The organism is Bacillus cereus group sp. BfR-BA-01347 (assembly GCF_022663835.1).
In the GTDB taxonomy this organism is placed as follows: Bacteria; Bacillota; Bacilli; order Bacillales; family Bacillaceae_G; genus Bacillus_A; species Bacillus_A thuringiensis_K.
The window spans coordinates 138,415-152,613 of sequence record NZ_JAKUGG010000003.1 but is presented as its reverse complement, the minus strand read 5'-3'; the positions used below and the strand labels follow the sequence as shown (position 1 = coordinate 152,613).

The window sequence follows — 14,199 nt, the reverse complement described above, 5'->3', positions numbered from 1 at the left end:
ATCTAAAAACATTGTCATATCAACGTTTATAAGAGTTATCGAAAAAACAGTTTAGTAACTCTCAGTAACTATTCCCTAAACTTTTTTCCTATTGATGGAAGTTACATTATTTTTTTCTTCTTTATTTTCAGTTGAAAATAGATTCGCTCCTGCAAATTGATTTAATGTAATTCCAGTAATAAATGTTTTATTACCTGTACCTTTTTCTTTCTTGAATCCCCGAATTTCTAACTGGCGATAAAAAGCACGATTCTTTAAATCCATTTCATTATTTTGATAGCACCACTTGGTATAACTTTCATAAAGTGATTTCGCTTCAATTTGTGCCGTAGAATGAACCGTACAATTTTCATCGATAAATGGCCCTAATATATCCATGTCTTCACGATATTCGGCTGTCGCTGCTTTCACGGCTTCCGGAGCGCGCAACCCTTCAGCCTGCCACTTCATACACCCTTCCACAGCCCACCGTAAAACGCCTGGCATTTCTTTTGCTAATTTATCAGGCAGATCATAATCAATCTTGTCTTTTGGTATCGTTACGGTAAATGGAATGAGCATAATCCTTCTCCATATACCTTCATCTGAACCTTTTACAATTGGCTTATGATTGGTAGTGAAAAACACTTTAAACTCTGGTGTAAACTCGAAATATTCCTGGCGTAAGAAACGAGCTGACATTTTCTCTCCACCGGTGATTTGTTTCACCAGGGCTTCAGATAATTGTTGCCCTTCTTCACTCTCAACAGCTGATACAAAACGTGCTCCATCTAATCTGGCCACATCGTTATTGATTCCTGAATCATTTCTCTTTTTTAAGAAAGTGTCACTGTTTGTCTGTCTTCCATAATCACCAAGTAGATCCTGGATGATATTAATAAAAGTAGACTTACCATTTCGTCCATTACCGAATAAGAAAAACATTACTTGCTCTTTTGTTACACCGGTTAATGAATAACCTATTGCTTTTTGTAAATAATTAATAAGCTCATGATCCGCTTCACCGGTATGTGTTTTAAAAATACTTTCTAAGAAAGCTTTCCAGTTTGGACACTCAGCATTTTTGTCATACTTGATTGGGGAAATCTTTGTTAATAACAAGTCACGGTCATGCGATAATAATTCACCAGTCTTTAAATCGATAACTCCGTTATCACAATTGAATAGAAAGCTATGAGAATCCAATTCTTTCTTTTTCACAGATACCATCGGTCTTACATCCAATATGCTATTTATCCTAATTGACCGTCTTTCACACTTCTTAGCCCAATCATGCAGTAACTTTGATTGATATTTATCTTCTGTAGCCTTTGCTTCCCCATATATGGCTCTCAACGTTTTGGCCGTGATAGCTTCAATTTGTCTCTTACTATCCTCATGCCAATGCTTACCGTTCCATATAAGCCATTCCAACTCATTACAATAACGAACATTCTCGCCATGATAATATGCAATACGTTCTGCATTTCCTAGCTCAGTTAAATGAAACTTTGGTGCTTCATCAATAATTTCCTCAGTATCTTCAATTGAGTTATCAGAAATATAAACTTCATATTTTTTCTCTTCAGGCGGTTCATAATCAGCTATTGTGGAAGGAGTTGAAAGAATTGCTGTATCAATTGTCATTTGGCCATATGTACGACCATCACTTGAATGTGGTTTATCCCACTTCTCACGAAGTAAGGAAGACTCTCTAAACATTGAATCCATCTTTGCAGCATCTTTATCCGTCCAAAATGCTAAATGGTTACATAGGGCCATATCAGTTGAAGAATGATCATCGTTAATCAACATGCCCTGGAATAAATCTTTAATGGCTGCACCACTTTTGCTATCAAACATTCTCTCCCATAATTCTGCATTCGATAAACTAGTAATATCTTCTCGTTCAAATGAAGTAGTGCTTTGCTTCTTCTCAGGCTTTGGCTTTTCTTTCAAATACTTCTCAAATAAAACTTTTAATTCATCCGTCCTATCTTCCACAGGAACTTGATCTAAACAATCACCGGTGAAAGTAAAATACCGTCCATGTCTATATACTTCCAATCCAATATCAACATTTTTCCGTCCTGTACCTGGTCCTTTTAATGGCAGCTTACCTTTTGCAATAATGTGGATGCCATCACCACTTGGTGAATATTCCGTGTAACTATTAACAGTTTCAATAACGTCCTCAGCTAAGCTTGTAAGCGCACCTTCTTGAATACAATGGTCAATGTCTATTCCTACAAATGGATCATCTTTAGAAAACATAAATCCGATTCCGTCATATCCACCTTGTTCATAAAACTTTATGATTGTCGGAAATGTTGACCAGCTCCGCTTATTATTTGATTGAGCCATTTCCCCATTGATTTGATAAGGAACTTTTGTTTTCTTACCGTTTCTTACTTCTGACCGCCATAAGATCCAATGAGGAGTGTTTCTAAGCTCTGCCGGTATTTGATTAAATTTATATCTCATTTGATTTTCTCCCTTTGGAAAAGGGAGCCCTTAGCAGCTCCCTCCTATTTGAATCTTGTTAATTAATTTTTAAAATGGTACATCTGAATCATTAATCGGAGCTGAAACTACTGGCGCTGAAACTTGAGAAACTTTGAAACTTTGTACTTCTGCATAACCATTGTTATTTAATTTAACTGATAAACGAAGAGGTTTATTTAAAAATGCATCTGCCCATTCCTTAAACGAACCGAATTGAATACCGTCAGGAAATTGCGCTGCCTTAGATGCAGCTTGGAATCTCCACATTGTATTGTCAGAAACGGTAAAGTTATCAAAAAGAATTTTCTGCCCTTGGCATGGTTGCTCTACATCAGAGCGAATTTCATAATCTACAATAACTCGGTTATTTCCTGACTGAGCTTTCTTTAATTCATAATTGACAACTGTAACTTCATATTCACCTGGTTTAATTGTTTCGAATTCCTTAACTTGACTGTGATCTACTTTAAACATTATTTTTCCTCCTTAGTTTTAAAAACTTGTAATCTATCTAATGCAACGCTTAAATACTTCATATTGAAATCTTCAAGCTTTTGATTAGTCTTAAATTCAATTTCAGAAAGCATCTTCGTTGCATCATCACTCGTACTAACAATTTCTTTAATTTGATCAATAAGAGCATTTCTCTCATTTTCTTCTGCAGCTTTAACATCAATACCCAACTCAAGCCATTTATACAACTTGCGACCAACTTCAGCAGTAATCTTTTGTGGGTGTCCTTCGAACATTTGCGTATTATCCTTTGAAGTATCAGCTATATGATCAATGTCGATAACGAAATTAAGCATGAACTCATATTCCATTTCATCTTTCTGTACTGGCTTAGTACCAACTTTACGTGGAGCCATTTTTCCGTTGCCGTCCGGTTCTACTACATACTCAGTTTTAGTTCGTAAAGTTGCTAAAATATGAACATTGTTCTGAGTTAACGTTTTTATTAATTTAGTAGTTTCCGATGAAAGCTTGCCCCAGTTTTGAAATGAATTACCTGCCATGTTCCCATGAGTTTCTACAATACCGCCTTCACCTTGCCAGTTATGTGATAAAGAATCGATGATAAGTACTTCAGCACCAGCCTTCTTCATAACTTGAACTGCTTCGTTATATCTTTCAGTTGTGTACGGTGCATTAAAATCAATATGCAGGAAGTTTCCTATTTTTGTTTCTCCATACACAAGACCTACATGAAGCTTTGAGCGTCTATGTTCTGTATCAATTACGCCAATCTTCCTCCACAATTCTTCTTCTGATAGATCGGGATACGCTTCTTGCATCATTCCAAAGGCTGTAAGTAATGCACTACCTGTTTTACCTGATCCACTACAACCGATAAAGCCAATTACTGCTTTCATCTTTTCACGTTTCGCTTCCGTTACTTGGAACATTTAATCACCCTTTCTAGGATTACAAGGCTTATCTAATCCCGCTTCAAATTCACCACATATTTTACAAATAGACAGTCCCCCATCTAATACCAATGTAACTGTTCTATCGCTTTCCATTTCTTCACCGCTCATATTTTTAAAATCATCTTTGGTATAAAGTACATGCCCACTCATTCCTTATACCTCCACACTATAAGAAATGGACTCAGGCTTAATCGTCACCCCTGGGACAATTTGTCCATCTTCATCCACAACTACTTTTTCACCGCTGATTTCCGCAATCTTGAATTTCTTCTTCAAGTCACCCCATTTAACTTCCGTCTTTAGACAATCATCAAGATGGTTTTCAATAGCGTATTGAAGTACCTGCTCTTTATCTTTTTGCTCTGGCGCTTCACTACTCTTACGAGTCTTGGATTTACCGTAAGGCGTACTAATAGTTTTCTGCTTTGGATCCGCTGCAAGTTGTTCCGCATGGTAACGATGGATATGACTTTCAAAGAAACTAATGCTATCGTGGATAGGCTTTAATTCTTTTTGCTCCCATTGTGCAATACGGTCACGTTCAACATTTGCCAACGTTGTAATTTTCTTTTCTTCCACTTTAAGTGCAGTCAATTTACGAAATGCCCAATTAAGGCCTTCCAAATCACTAATTTCAAATCGCTTCTCCGCATCCTGTAATTCATCCACTTCCGCTAATTCAATTGCTTGTAATGAGTTCATCGATATTACCTCCAAATATATTTTTAATTTCTTCTTCAGTGTGAAGGGAAAGATACGTTAAACCGTTTTTGGTGAAAGTAGCTTCAAATGGATATTCCGAACAATCACGTTTCACTACTTCAAGATTTCCTTGCTCATTTATGAGTTCTTCAAACAATTGATATCTGACATGTATTCGGTCATTATAGACACCCAAAATGCCACTTTTCTGCGCTAAACGTACAGCTTGTACATATTCTTCAATCGCTTTAATATCCATTAGGATTCCACCCCCCTGGCATATTCCACTGTTTTACGGATAACTTCTCCCCCAACATCGTTGGCTACTTGTTTTGATATTTCATATTCGAATTCCATTGCATCTTTTGGTAACTTCGTTACTACCAATGGACCTGGATTGCTAATAAATAAATTACCTACCCTTACTAGATATGCAGTTTTAGGCATTAATTGCTTATCCATCCTTTTAGACTCCTTTACACGAAATCAATTCATGCTATAATGACCTCAACATGTGTTTTTATTAGACCGTCAGCCCCAACTGGCGGTTTCTCCTTTTATACAGCTCGAAAGCATTCAACATTTTGTTCCGCAATTAAGTAATTCGTTAGATTCCCTTCAAGTACAGCATTCTGTCCAAACATAAAATACTTATCATCTTGCTTAATTTCACAACCATAGAAGTCTTCAATTGGATGATCAGGCTCCTTAATAGATTCCTTTTCAGCGATGTCTTCCACAAATATTGCATCAATATTACTTAAACCAATGTGGAATGGGATTTTCTCATTAGCACCTGCATATTCGATTTTTGTTAAAGAACCAAACCCATTTTTAAATGTTGCAAATTCCTTAGCTGTAAAGCTTACTGTTGCTCCTGACTTAAAAATAACCGTTACTTCCTTCAATTAACTCACCTCATAGCATTATTTTTATTAAATTCATCCAGGAACTTATTAAACTCATCAAAAAAATGTGTAAACTTATCTGGTGAATAATCATTACTTAGAAAAGCTAAATCCATAATCAAATGACTTTCTTCTTTTTCACTAAGATTTTTACGATTAAATGATACTGGATTGGTAATTCCATAATTAGAAATTGCAACAAACGTAAATCTTTCCTTAGGCTTAATTGGTACCTGATATTCCATTTAACTCACCTCCCTTCAAGATGAAACCTTACGGTTAATTAGGTACATTTTCCGCTTTGCTTCTAATTCAGTAATAAGCAATAAAGCTGGACTTTTTCTCATTTCAGCACATCTTTTTACAACCTCTGACGCTTTCATTAATCTACTTGCGGATAATACTCCGTTCATGATTGGTCACCTTCCTTATAAATGAATTGTGTGGACAAAACTCCATCTTTTAAAACAACTTTACTTTCATAATTCGACAAAAATTTTTCATCAACTGACGACTCTACTTCTTCGTCATATCTCCAATATCCAGCCCGAAGTAGAAAATCAGAAAAACCTTCTGGAATAGGTAATTCATAGCCATCTAAGGTTATTCTAGTTACCTCAATACCTTCTCTAATAATCATTTAATACACCTTCTACATTTCAATAGTGACTCCACCTTCAACTCTACTTAAAGTAGAGTCTACATTAAAAAAAATTTGATCATAACTAATTTCTAGCAAATCACAAATTTTCTTTGCATTTCCTACAGTCACCTCATCAGGGTGATTTTCCATGTTTCTATAAGTTTGAACATGGACATTTAGCTGTTGCGCCATTTCATTTTGCGTAAAACCTTTTAGTAATCGCGCTTGTTTAATAGTGAGAATCATCACTGTCACCTCGTTTCTATTCGCTTGTAAACTCATAATAATCTACTAAAAGTAGAATGTCAACACTAAAAAAACTATATTAATCTACTTTTATACTATATTCCAGAATTTAAAGTAGAATTTTTTCGACTTTTTATTGAATAAACTCTACTTTTAGTATAATATTATAGATATAAAGTTGACGGAGGTCACTAAAATGAGTATAGGAAAAAATATTAAAAAATTAAGGGATAAACATAATCTTTCACAAAAGGAACTCGGAGAAATAGCTGGTGTTTCAGATAAAGCAGTATCAACTTGGGAAAAAGGAATAAAAGAACCAAGAATGGGATCACTTCAAAAAATAGCCGATCATTTTGGGATTTTAAAAAGTGACATAATCGAAGATAAAGATTCTAAAGTTACTCACATCAGACCTAACCAGCCAAAAATTGAAAACAACTGTAAGCCTGTACCACTACTTGGAGCAATAGCTGCTGGAACTCCACTTGAAATGGTAGCTGTGGAAGAGTGGATTAATGTTCCAGTCGAAATAACTGATTCACATCCTCATGCATTTTTATTAAGAGTAGTTGGCGATAGTATGAGTAAAGTAATACCACCAAATATGCTAGCGCTGATAGATCCAGATGTTGAAATTAAAAATGGAGATATTGCTGCAGTTGCGGTTAATGGATTTGATGCAACTCTAAAAAGATTTTATAAGTTCCAAGATGGAATTACTTTAGAACCTGAAAGTTATAATCCTGAATATAAAACACAATTCTATGATTCTAAAGCACAAGAACACACTCCTGTTGTAGTAAAAGGAAAATTAGTTTGGTATATGGCACCTCTTAACGCTAAATTTTAAATGTAAAAGGTGATTATTTTGACTAAAGCAGCTATATATATTCGTGTTAGTACGCAGGACCAAGTTGAAAACTATAGTATAGAGGTTCAGCGAGAAAGAATAAGGGCGTTTTGCAAAGCTAAAAATTGGACCGTATATGATGAATATATAGACGGTGGTTATTCAGGTTCAAATTTAGAACGACCAAGTATAAAAAAACTTTTAACCGATTTAAAAAATATAGATGTAGTTGTTGTATACAAATTAGATAGGCTTTCACGCTCTCAAAGGGACACATTAGAATTGATTGAAGAACATTTTCTAAAAAACAAAGTAGACTTTGTATCGATCACAGAAACATTAGATACTTCCACACCATTTGGTAAAGCGATGATTGGTATTCTATCTGTATTTGCTCAATTAGAACGTGAAACAATTGCAGAACGTATGAGAATGGGACATGTCAAACGTGCTGAGAATGGATTAAGAGGTAACGGTGGAGACTATGATCCAGCTGGTTATACTAGACAAGATGGACACTTAATAATAAAAAAAGACGAAGCTAATCATATCAAAAGGCTCTTCGATTTATATGAGCAACAGCATTCAATTACTAAAGTTCAGGAAGTTTTAAAAGAGGAAGGTTATCCTATTTGGAGATTTCGAAGATATAGAGATATTCTTTCTAATACATTGTATATAGGACGTGTAACTTTTGCAGGAAAGGAATATGAAGGTCAACATGAGCCTATCGTTTCATCAGAACAGTTTAAACGTGTACAGGCGCTTTTAAAGCGTCACAAGGGACATAATGCTCATAAAGCTAAACAAAGTCTATTATCAGGGCTCATAACCTGTTCTTGTTGTGGAGAAAACTATGTGGCCTACAGTACAGGGAAATCTAAAGATGTTGAATCAAAAAGATATTATTACTACATTTGTAGAGCTAAAAGATTCCCAGCTGAATACGAAGAACGATGTATGAATAAAACCTGGTCCAGAAAAAAACTTGAAGATATTATTATAACCGGTTTAAAACGTCTAACAGTGGAAGACAATGTAAACAACAAACAAAAAAAGAAGATTAATTATGAAAAACTCATTAAAGCTATTGATAAAAAAATGGAACGGCTTCTTGATTTATTTACAACTAATACTAATATAAGCAGACAACTATTAGAGCAACAAATGGAAAAATTAAATTTAGAAAAAGAAAATCTTATTCAAAAACAAAAAAGACAAGAAGAAGAAAAAACAATTGCACAGGACACACTTATTGATAGTATTAAATCCATTGATTCACTTGAATTCAAAGATAAACAAGTTTTAATTAATAACCTTGTAAAACAAATAAATATTGACCATAAAAACGTCGAAATCATTTGGCGTTTTTAAGTAATTATTTTATGTATTCATTTCGGGCTATTCATACAGCCCAAATAAAAAAGGATTCTTTTTGCTTAACGGCCTCTATAACTCCTTGCGCCGCAAAATCTTGTCCAGCAGACAACGTCCCGTTCCACTGTAACAAGTTTAAATTCTTTTCTCTCTTTCTTTCACCAATCCCGCGAACAAGTACAGCACATTCACTTACCCTCCCCATCGTTATACACTTTCGGCAATATGTGCACACTTTACTACACGTTTTACATAAAAACGACGCAAATAGTCGCTGCTCTATATTTCCACAGCGCTGACATACATATTTAGAAGCCTTCTTTTTTACACCTTGTACACACACGACCTCTCCCTTCTTTTTCAAATCATTTAATTCCCTCTGTAAATCTGAAGAAAGTTCGTCTAATAGCAACTGTTTCCCCGCTAGCATCAACAATCACCTCCAGCACTACTATAAACCTTTCTCATCATCTCGTAAAAACTCAAAAAAGCCGATAACCTACTTATAGAATAGTAAGCTATCGACTTTATACACATGTTTTATTCTTTTATAAATCCTAGAATCGACCGTATCCTAAGAAATGTTTTTTGTTATACGAACTGTTAATATCACCGTACGCAATTCCTTTATCGCTAGCATGGATCATTTGGCCATTACCAACGTAAATACCGATGTGAGATGGACCTGCTTTATAAGTACCTTGGAAGAATACTAAGTCTCCTGGTTGTGGGCTACCTACTTTAGAAACTGAGTTCCAGTAACCCCTAACGTCTTGACGACCTACACCAAAGATGTAAGAAATGAATCCGCTACAGTCAAAACCACCGTTTGATGGAGATGCACTTCCCCAAACATATGGCATACCTAAGTATTGCTTAGCTTTACCAATTACGCCAGTATCCGGTGGAGTTGGTGCTGGGTTTTGCTCTGGTGTTTTCTTTTCTGCTTTAGGTGCCTCTTTTTTAGGCTCTTCCTTTTTAGGTTCTTCTTTTTTAGGCTCTTCTTTTTGAGCTTGTCCACCATTGTTTGCTGGTGCAGCTTGCTCTGCAGGTGCTTGTGCTGGCTGAGCTTGCGCAGCTTTAGCAGCTTGCTCTGCTTGTTTTTGAGCAGCAGCTTCTTGTGCAGCTTTTGCTTGTGCTTCTTCTTCTGCAATGCGTTGTAATTGTAACGCTTGTTTCTCAAGCTCTTTCAATTGACCTTCCGTACTTGTCATTGAAGTTACAACTGTATCCATTTTACTGCTTAAATCGTTTACCGCTGTTGCTTTTTTCTCTTTTTCAGCGTCAAGTTCTTTCTTAGCAGTTTCAATTTGAGCTTGTGCTTCTTTTAATTCTTTTTGTTTCTCTTTTACCGTTGCAACATCTTTTTTCACACTAGCTTGATCTTCTTGTTGTGTTTTCATGATATCTTCATCAGACTCAAGAATTTTAGAAACAGAAGTTAAACGATCAACTAAATCTGCAACGTTTTTAGAGTTTACAAGAACTTCTGTTACAACGTTCGTATTTGGTTGTTCTTGAAGTGCAACTAAACGCTTTCTTAATAGCTCTTCACGTTTTGCAATCTTTGTTTGTAATTCTGCAATATCTTTATTTTTCTTTTCAATTAATTGCTCAGTATCAGAAACTTTTTTCGTTGTTTCATCAAGCTTTGCAGCATTCTCTTGAACAGATTTATCTAAACCTTGAATTGTTTTGTTTAAGTCATTCATTTGTTTTTGTAATTCATCACGTTCTTGTTGTTGTTTATGTAAAGTGTCATTTTGTGTATTAATTTGTGATTTCACGTCAGAAATTTTATCTTCTGCAAATACATTTGGTGTTAGCCCTGAAAACATTAACCCTGCAACTAATGCGCAAGATGTCATTTTTAGCTTTTTCATTTTATTTTTTACACCGCTTTCTTTTTTCTTTTTCCGTATATAACCTATAAAATTTATACCATAATTCGGGATTTTTTTTGCTAATGTTACGTTTTTGTAAAACAAATGTAATATTATATGTGACTATAGTGCAAAATTCGTATATTTTTGTATGTGTGTGTAGAAATTTATATACTTTTCTTACTTCTATAAACAAAGAAAAAACGTAAGGAATCCCTTACGTTTTATTAAATATACGAATAGAAATGAAATGCTACTTCATCCATTTCTCAGCCCAATTTTGGACCTCATCCATAACACTTTCTAACGCTTTTCCCTTGTCAGTTAAGCCATACTCGATTCGAACTGGTACTTCTGGATAGACATTACGAACTACAATGCCCTCGCTTTCCAATTCCTTCAAACGCTCTGACAACATACGATCGCTCATATTTGGGATAATATCTGCGATTTCTCTAAAACGTTTCGACTCTTCAAGCAAAGATTTAATAATTAAGCCAGTCCACTTCTTACTAAGCAGAGTAAAAGCTGACTCAAACTTTGGACATAAACAAGAATTATGCTCCATATGTTTCACCTCTCTTCCATTATAATATAGTTTCTTGTAAAAAGTAAGTTATAAAACTTTCCTCATTATTTTATTTTACGTACATTTTACCATTTCCAAATATTAACTTGTCAACTAAACGTAACATACCCGTAAAAAAACCCTCTTAAAAAGAGAGCTTTTTATATCTTTATTACTTCGTATACCATCCAAGACCTAATGCACCTTCACCTAAGTGCGTACCAATTACAGCTCCAAAATAACCTGTACGAATTGTGACGTGAGGATATTTTGCTTCTAATTCTTTCTTCCATTCATTCGCTTCTTCTTCACGTTGTGCATGAATGATAACTGCTTCCATAGGTACACCTTTACTTGCTTGCTCATCAAAAATTTCAATGATACGTTTTAATGCTTTTTTACGTGTACGAATCTTTTCAAACGGAATAATGATTTTATCTCTAAAATATAAAACTGGCTTCACTTGTAACAGACTGCCGATGAAAGCTTGTGCGCTATTCAATCGACCACCACGCTGTAAATGATGTAAATCATCAACTACAAAATAGGCGTCCATTGTTTTCTTCATTTCATCAAAACGAGCGATAATCTCTTTTGGATTCTTTCCTTCACTTGCTAACTTTGCACCTTCACGCACATAAAATCCTTGTACTTCACAACTAATTTCAGAGTCATACGTGTACACATCAATACCCTCTACCATCTGTCCAGCTGTCGTTGATGTTTGATATGTACCACTAATTCCACTTGATAGGTGAATACTAATAACTGCATCATAATCTTTAGCTAGTTCTTCATATAGCTCAACAAACTTTCCGATTGCTGGTTGAGAAGTTTTTGGAAGTTCCTCTTGTTCACGTACTTTCACATAAAAATCATCTGCTGAAATTTCAGCTTCTTCTTGATAAGATTCTGTTCCAAACACAACGTTTAATGGAATCATATATATATTGAGTTCATCACGAATTTGCTTCGGTATATATGCCGTACTATCAGTAACAATAGCTATTTTCATTTTCGTACCTGCCTTATAAAAAGTTTTATTTCCTAATTTTACACGAAAACTACAAATGGTGCATCCATACATGAAAATGCCGGTTGAAATTATACCTACCATCTCGACAAATTACAACAAAAAGATAAAATACTCACCAAAAACTTCAGCATATTTAGAAAAAATGTTTGAATATAAAAAGGCTCGCTTTTAAAATGGAAAGTACTAGTCATTTTGATAGATAGGGGCGTACACAAGTGCTATTACAATATTTTACAATCAAAGACTACGGCGAACACGAAATCGTCATTCAAAAATCAAGATTTATTTGTTATATTAGCCGAGCAACGACTGAGGAAGAGGCTCAAGCATTTATACAAAAAATAAAAAAACAACATTGGAATGCAACACATAATTGTTCCGCTTATTTAATTGGCGAACAAGACCATATTCAAAAAGCAAATGATGACGGCGAGCCTAGCGGTACAGCTGGCGTACCAATGCTAGAGGTACTTAAAAAACGTGGACTAAAAGATACCGTTGTTGTCGTAACACGCTATTTTGGTGGTATTAAACTTGGCGCAGGTGGATTAATTCGTGCATATGGAAAATGTACAAGTGAAGGCATTAATCATGTCGGTGTTGTCCAGCGAAAACTAATGCGTGTGATGCAAACCGAGATTGATTACACATTACTTGGCAAAGTGGAAAATGAATTACACAATTCAAAATATGCCATTAAAGATATACATTATCTAGAAAATGTCACATTTGATACGTATGTAGAAGAAGACGGCAAACAAGCATTTACAGATTGGATGATTGAATTAACAAACGGGAAATGTACAATTACAGAAGGAGATATGTTGTACTTAGAACAAGATGTTATCTAAGCATAACCCATTTATCACCTTCAAAGATTAATGTAGTGAATTACTTCCCTACGAATGAACTAACGAACTAAGGAGATTATATATGGAAGAACGTTATTATCATCTCCAAAATAGCAGAATAAAAAAGAAGCGAAGAAGGAAACTTTTCTTCTTCCTTATTTTCGCATTTTTATTTGGCAGTATAGGAGTTTATGTGTTAAATTCTTACTCTTCTCTTATGGGGATGTATAGTGGTTTTACTCGTGAAAAATCGGATTTAAGAAATAAAGATGTAGAAATTACAAAGGAACCTTTTACAATTCTCATTATGGGTATAGAAGATTATGCGACAGACGGTCAAAATGGTCGTACAGACTCATTAATGTTTGCAACAGTCAATCCAAAAACACAAAAGATTTCACTTATGAGTATTCCTCGTGATTCTCGAGTTAAAATTGTTGGCAAAAATAAAGAAGACAAAATTAACGCTGCCCATGCTTACGGCGGAGAAGAAATGGCAATCAAAACTGTCGAAGGCTTTCTAAAAGTTCCTGTAGACCATTATCTTAAAATTGATTTCCAAGGCTTTAAAGGTATCGTTGATGCTGTTGGCGGCGTTACCGTTGACGTACCCTTCGATTTCTGGGAGCGATCTGACGTCGATTACTACAAAAAAATCCAATTTAAGCAAGGACAGCAAAACTTAAACGGTGAAGAAGCACTTGCTTATGTACGTATGCGAAAGCAAGATCCAAATGGCGATTATGGTCGAGCTGCTAGACAAAGACAATTACTAGCCGCTGTTGCTCATAAACTAAACTCCACTTCTACTGTATTTAAAATTAAAGATTTAACAGCTGTCGTTGGAAAATATATAAAAACCGACATTCCTATTTCAGACGGACTTGCTCTTTACAATAAACTTTCTGGATTTGATCCTTCTACAATGCAAACGTTAAAGCTTGAAGGTGAAGATAAAAAGATAGGCGGTATTTATTACTTCCTTCCAGATCCAATCAGTATAGAAACGGTGCGTAACGAAATTGAAAAAGAATTAGGAGAAAAAGCAAAAAATCCAACTACAAAAAACAACTCAAATCCTGATTCAAATTCAAGTTCAAGTTCTAATTCTAACGAACAAACAAAAAAAGAAACAAACCAAAATAAAACACCAACTGATCCGCCACCTTCTACAAATGCTCATGCGGAGTGGATTATGCGCAATCAGCCGTAGCAAAA

At 35.1% G+C, this 14,199-nt stretch carries 19 protein-coding genes and 1 pseudogene; 4 read left to right on the top strand and 16 right to left on the bottom strand.

Annotated elements, in window-relative coordinates:
* Positions 1-75 precede the first annotated feature (75 nt).
* The 12 genes from MR143_RS06805 to MR143_RS06750 all read right to left on the bottom strand — a co-directional run bounded on the left by MR143_RS06805 (position 76) and on the right by MR143_RS06750 (position 6,413).
* On the bottom strand, positions 76-2,463 hold the full coding sequence (locus MR143_RS06805; protein ID WP_242280659.1) for a phage/plasmid primase, P4 family: 2,388 nt from the start codon (positions 2,461-2,463) through the stop codon (positions 76-78).
* A gap of 69 nt (positions 2,464-2,532) precedes the next feature.
* Positions 2,533-2,958, bottom strand: a complete 426-nt coding sequence (locus MR143_RS06800; RefSeq protein WP_098402970.1) for a DUF669 domain-containing protein — start codon at positions 2,956-2,958, stop codon at positions 2,533-2,535.
* Positions 2,958-3,890 carry a DEAD/DEAH box helicase family protein gene (locus MR143_RS06795; protein WP_242280658.1) on the bottom strand — a complete coding sequence of 311 codons (933 nt, stop codon included), beginning with the start codon at positions 3,888-3,890 and terminating at the stop codon, positions 2,958-2,960. The genes MR143_RS06800 and MR143_RS06795 overlap by 1 nt, the downstream gene beginning before the upstream one ends.
* Positions 3,891-4,064, bottom strand: a complete 174-nt coding sequence (locus MR143_RS06790) for a hypothetical protein (protein WP_179885345.1) — start codon at positions 4,062-4,064, stop codon at positions 3,891-3,893. It lies immediately after the preceding gene.
* A 3-nt stretch (positions 4,065-4,067) separates the two neighbouring features.
* Positions 4,068-4,616 (bottom strand): host-nuclease inhibitor Gam family protein, encoded by a 549-nt coding sequence (locus MR143_RS06785; protein ID WP_242280657.1) that lies wholly within the window; start codon positions 4,614-4,616, stop codon positions 4,068-4,070.
* A complete protein-coding gene (locus tag MR143_RS06780; RefSeq protein ID WP_242280656.1) occupies positions 4,594-4,875 on the bottom strand; it encodes a hypothetical protein in 282 nt (93 codons plus the stop codon). The genes MR143_RS06785 and MR143_RS06780 overlap by 23 nt, the downstream gene beginning before the upstream one ends.
* Positions 4,875-5,078, bottom strand: coding sequence for a hypothetical protein (locus MR143_RS06775; RefSeq protein ID WP_242280655.1), 204 nt, complete (start codon positions 5,076-5,078; stop codon positions 4,875-4,877). The genes MR143_RS06780 and MR143_RS06775 overlap by 1 nt, the downstream gene beginning before the upstream one ends.
* 95 nt (positions 5,079-5,173) lie before the next feature.
* Positions 5,174-5,524 (bottom strand): YqaI family protein, encoded by a 351-nt coding sequence (locus tag MR143_RS06770; protein ID WP_098402975.1) that lies wholly within the window; start codon positions 5,522-5,524, stop codon positions 5,174-5,176.
* 5 nt (positions 5,525-5,529) lie between these two features.
* On the bottom strand, positions 5,530-5,769 hold the full coding sequence (locus MR143_RS06765) for a hypothetical protein (protein ID WP_098355424.1): 240 nt from the start codon (positions 5,767-5,769) through the stop codon (positions 5,530-5,532).
* A gap of 15 nt (positions 5,770-5,784) precedes the next feature.
* On the bottom strand, positions 5,785-5,937 hold the full coding sequence (locus tag MR143_RS06760) for a hypothetical protein (protein ID WP_242280654.1): 153 nt from the start codon (positions 5,935-5,937) through the stop codon (positions 5,785-5,787).
* Positions 5,934-6,164: a hypothetical protein gene (locus tag MR143_RS06755; RefSeq protein ID WP_242280653.1), complete on the bottom strand. Its 231-nt coding sequence runs from the start codon at positions 6,162-6,164 to the stop codon at positions 5,934-5,936. The genes MR143_RS06760 and MR143_RS06755 overlap by 4 nt, the downstream gene beginning before the upstream one ends.
* Positions 6,165-6,176: 12 nt before the next feature.
* The gene (locus MR143_RS06750) at positions 6,177-6,413 is read right to left on the bottom strand and encodes a helix-turn-helix transcriptional regulator (RefSeq protein ID WP_242280652.1); all 237 of its coding nucleotides are present in this window, start codon (positions 6,411-6,413) and stop codon (positions 6,177-6,179) included.
* Between the two features lie 196 nt (positions 6,414-6,609).
* Here MR143_RS06750 and MR143_RS06745 point away from each other — a divergent pair, with 196 nt between their 5' ends.
* The gene (locus MR143_RS06745) at positions 6,610-7,266 is read left to right on the top strand and encodes a LexA family protein (RefSeq protein WP_242280651.1); all 657 of its coding nucleotides are present in this window, start codon (positions 6,610-6,612) and stop codon (positions 7,264-7,266) included.
* Positions 7,267-7,284: 18 nt separating this feature from the next.
* On the top strand, positions 7,285-8,640 hold the full coding sequence (locus tag MR143_RS06740) for a recombinase family protein (protein ID WP_242280650.1): 1,356 nt from the start codon (positions 7,285-7,287) through the stop codon (positions 8,638-8,640).
* Positions 8,641-8,674: 34 nt separating this feature from the next.
* Here MR143_RS06740 and MR143_RS06735 read toward each other — a convergent pair.
* The 4 genes and pseudogenes from MR143_RS06735 to MR143_RS06720 all read right to left on the bottom strand — a co-directional run.
* A pseudogene (locus tag MR143_RS06735) lies at positions 8,675-9,073 on the bottom strand (DNA/RNA helicase); the annotation flags it as partial.
* 127 nt (positions 9,074-9,200) lie between these two features.
* On the bottom strand, positions 9,201-10,631 hold the full coding sequence (locus MR143_RS06730) for a coiled-coil domain-containing protein (RefSeq protein WP_000499495.1): 1,431 nt from the start codon (positions 10,629-10,631) through the stop codon (positions 9,201-9,203).
* Positions 10,632-10,779: 148 nt separating this feature from the next.
* Complete coding sequence (locus MR143_RS06725) at positions 10,780-11,094, bottom strand: winged helix-turn-helix transcriptional regulator (protein WP_000400857.1); 315 nt, start codon at positions 11,092-11,094, stop codon at positions 10,780-10,782.
* Positions 11,095-11,266: 172 nt separating this feature from the next.
* A complete protein-coding gene (locus MR143_RS06720) occupies positions 11,267-12,109 on the bottom strand; it encodes a DegV family protein (RefSeq protein WP_000684725.1) in 843 nt (280 codons plus the stop codon).
* Between the two features lie 236 nt (positions 12,110-12,345).
* Between MR143_RS06720 and MR143_RS06715 the strand changes: the two genes are divergently transcribed.
* Both MR143_RS06715 and MR143_RS06710 read left to right on the top strand, forming a co-directional pair.
* Positions 12,346-12,981, top strand: coding sequence for a YigZ family protein (locus tag MR143_RS06715; RefSeq protein WP_095021556.1), 636 nt, complete (start codon positions 12,346-12,348; stop codon positions 12,979-12,981).
* Positions 12,982-13,063: 82 nt separating this feature from the next.
* On the top strand, positions 13,064-14,194 hold the full coding sequence (locus tag MR143_RS06710; protein ID WP_000392790.1) for an LCP family protein: 1,131 nt from the start codon (positions 13,064-13,066) through the stop codon (positions 14,192-14,194).
* Positions 14,195-14,199 lie beyond the last annotated feature (5 nt).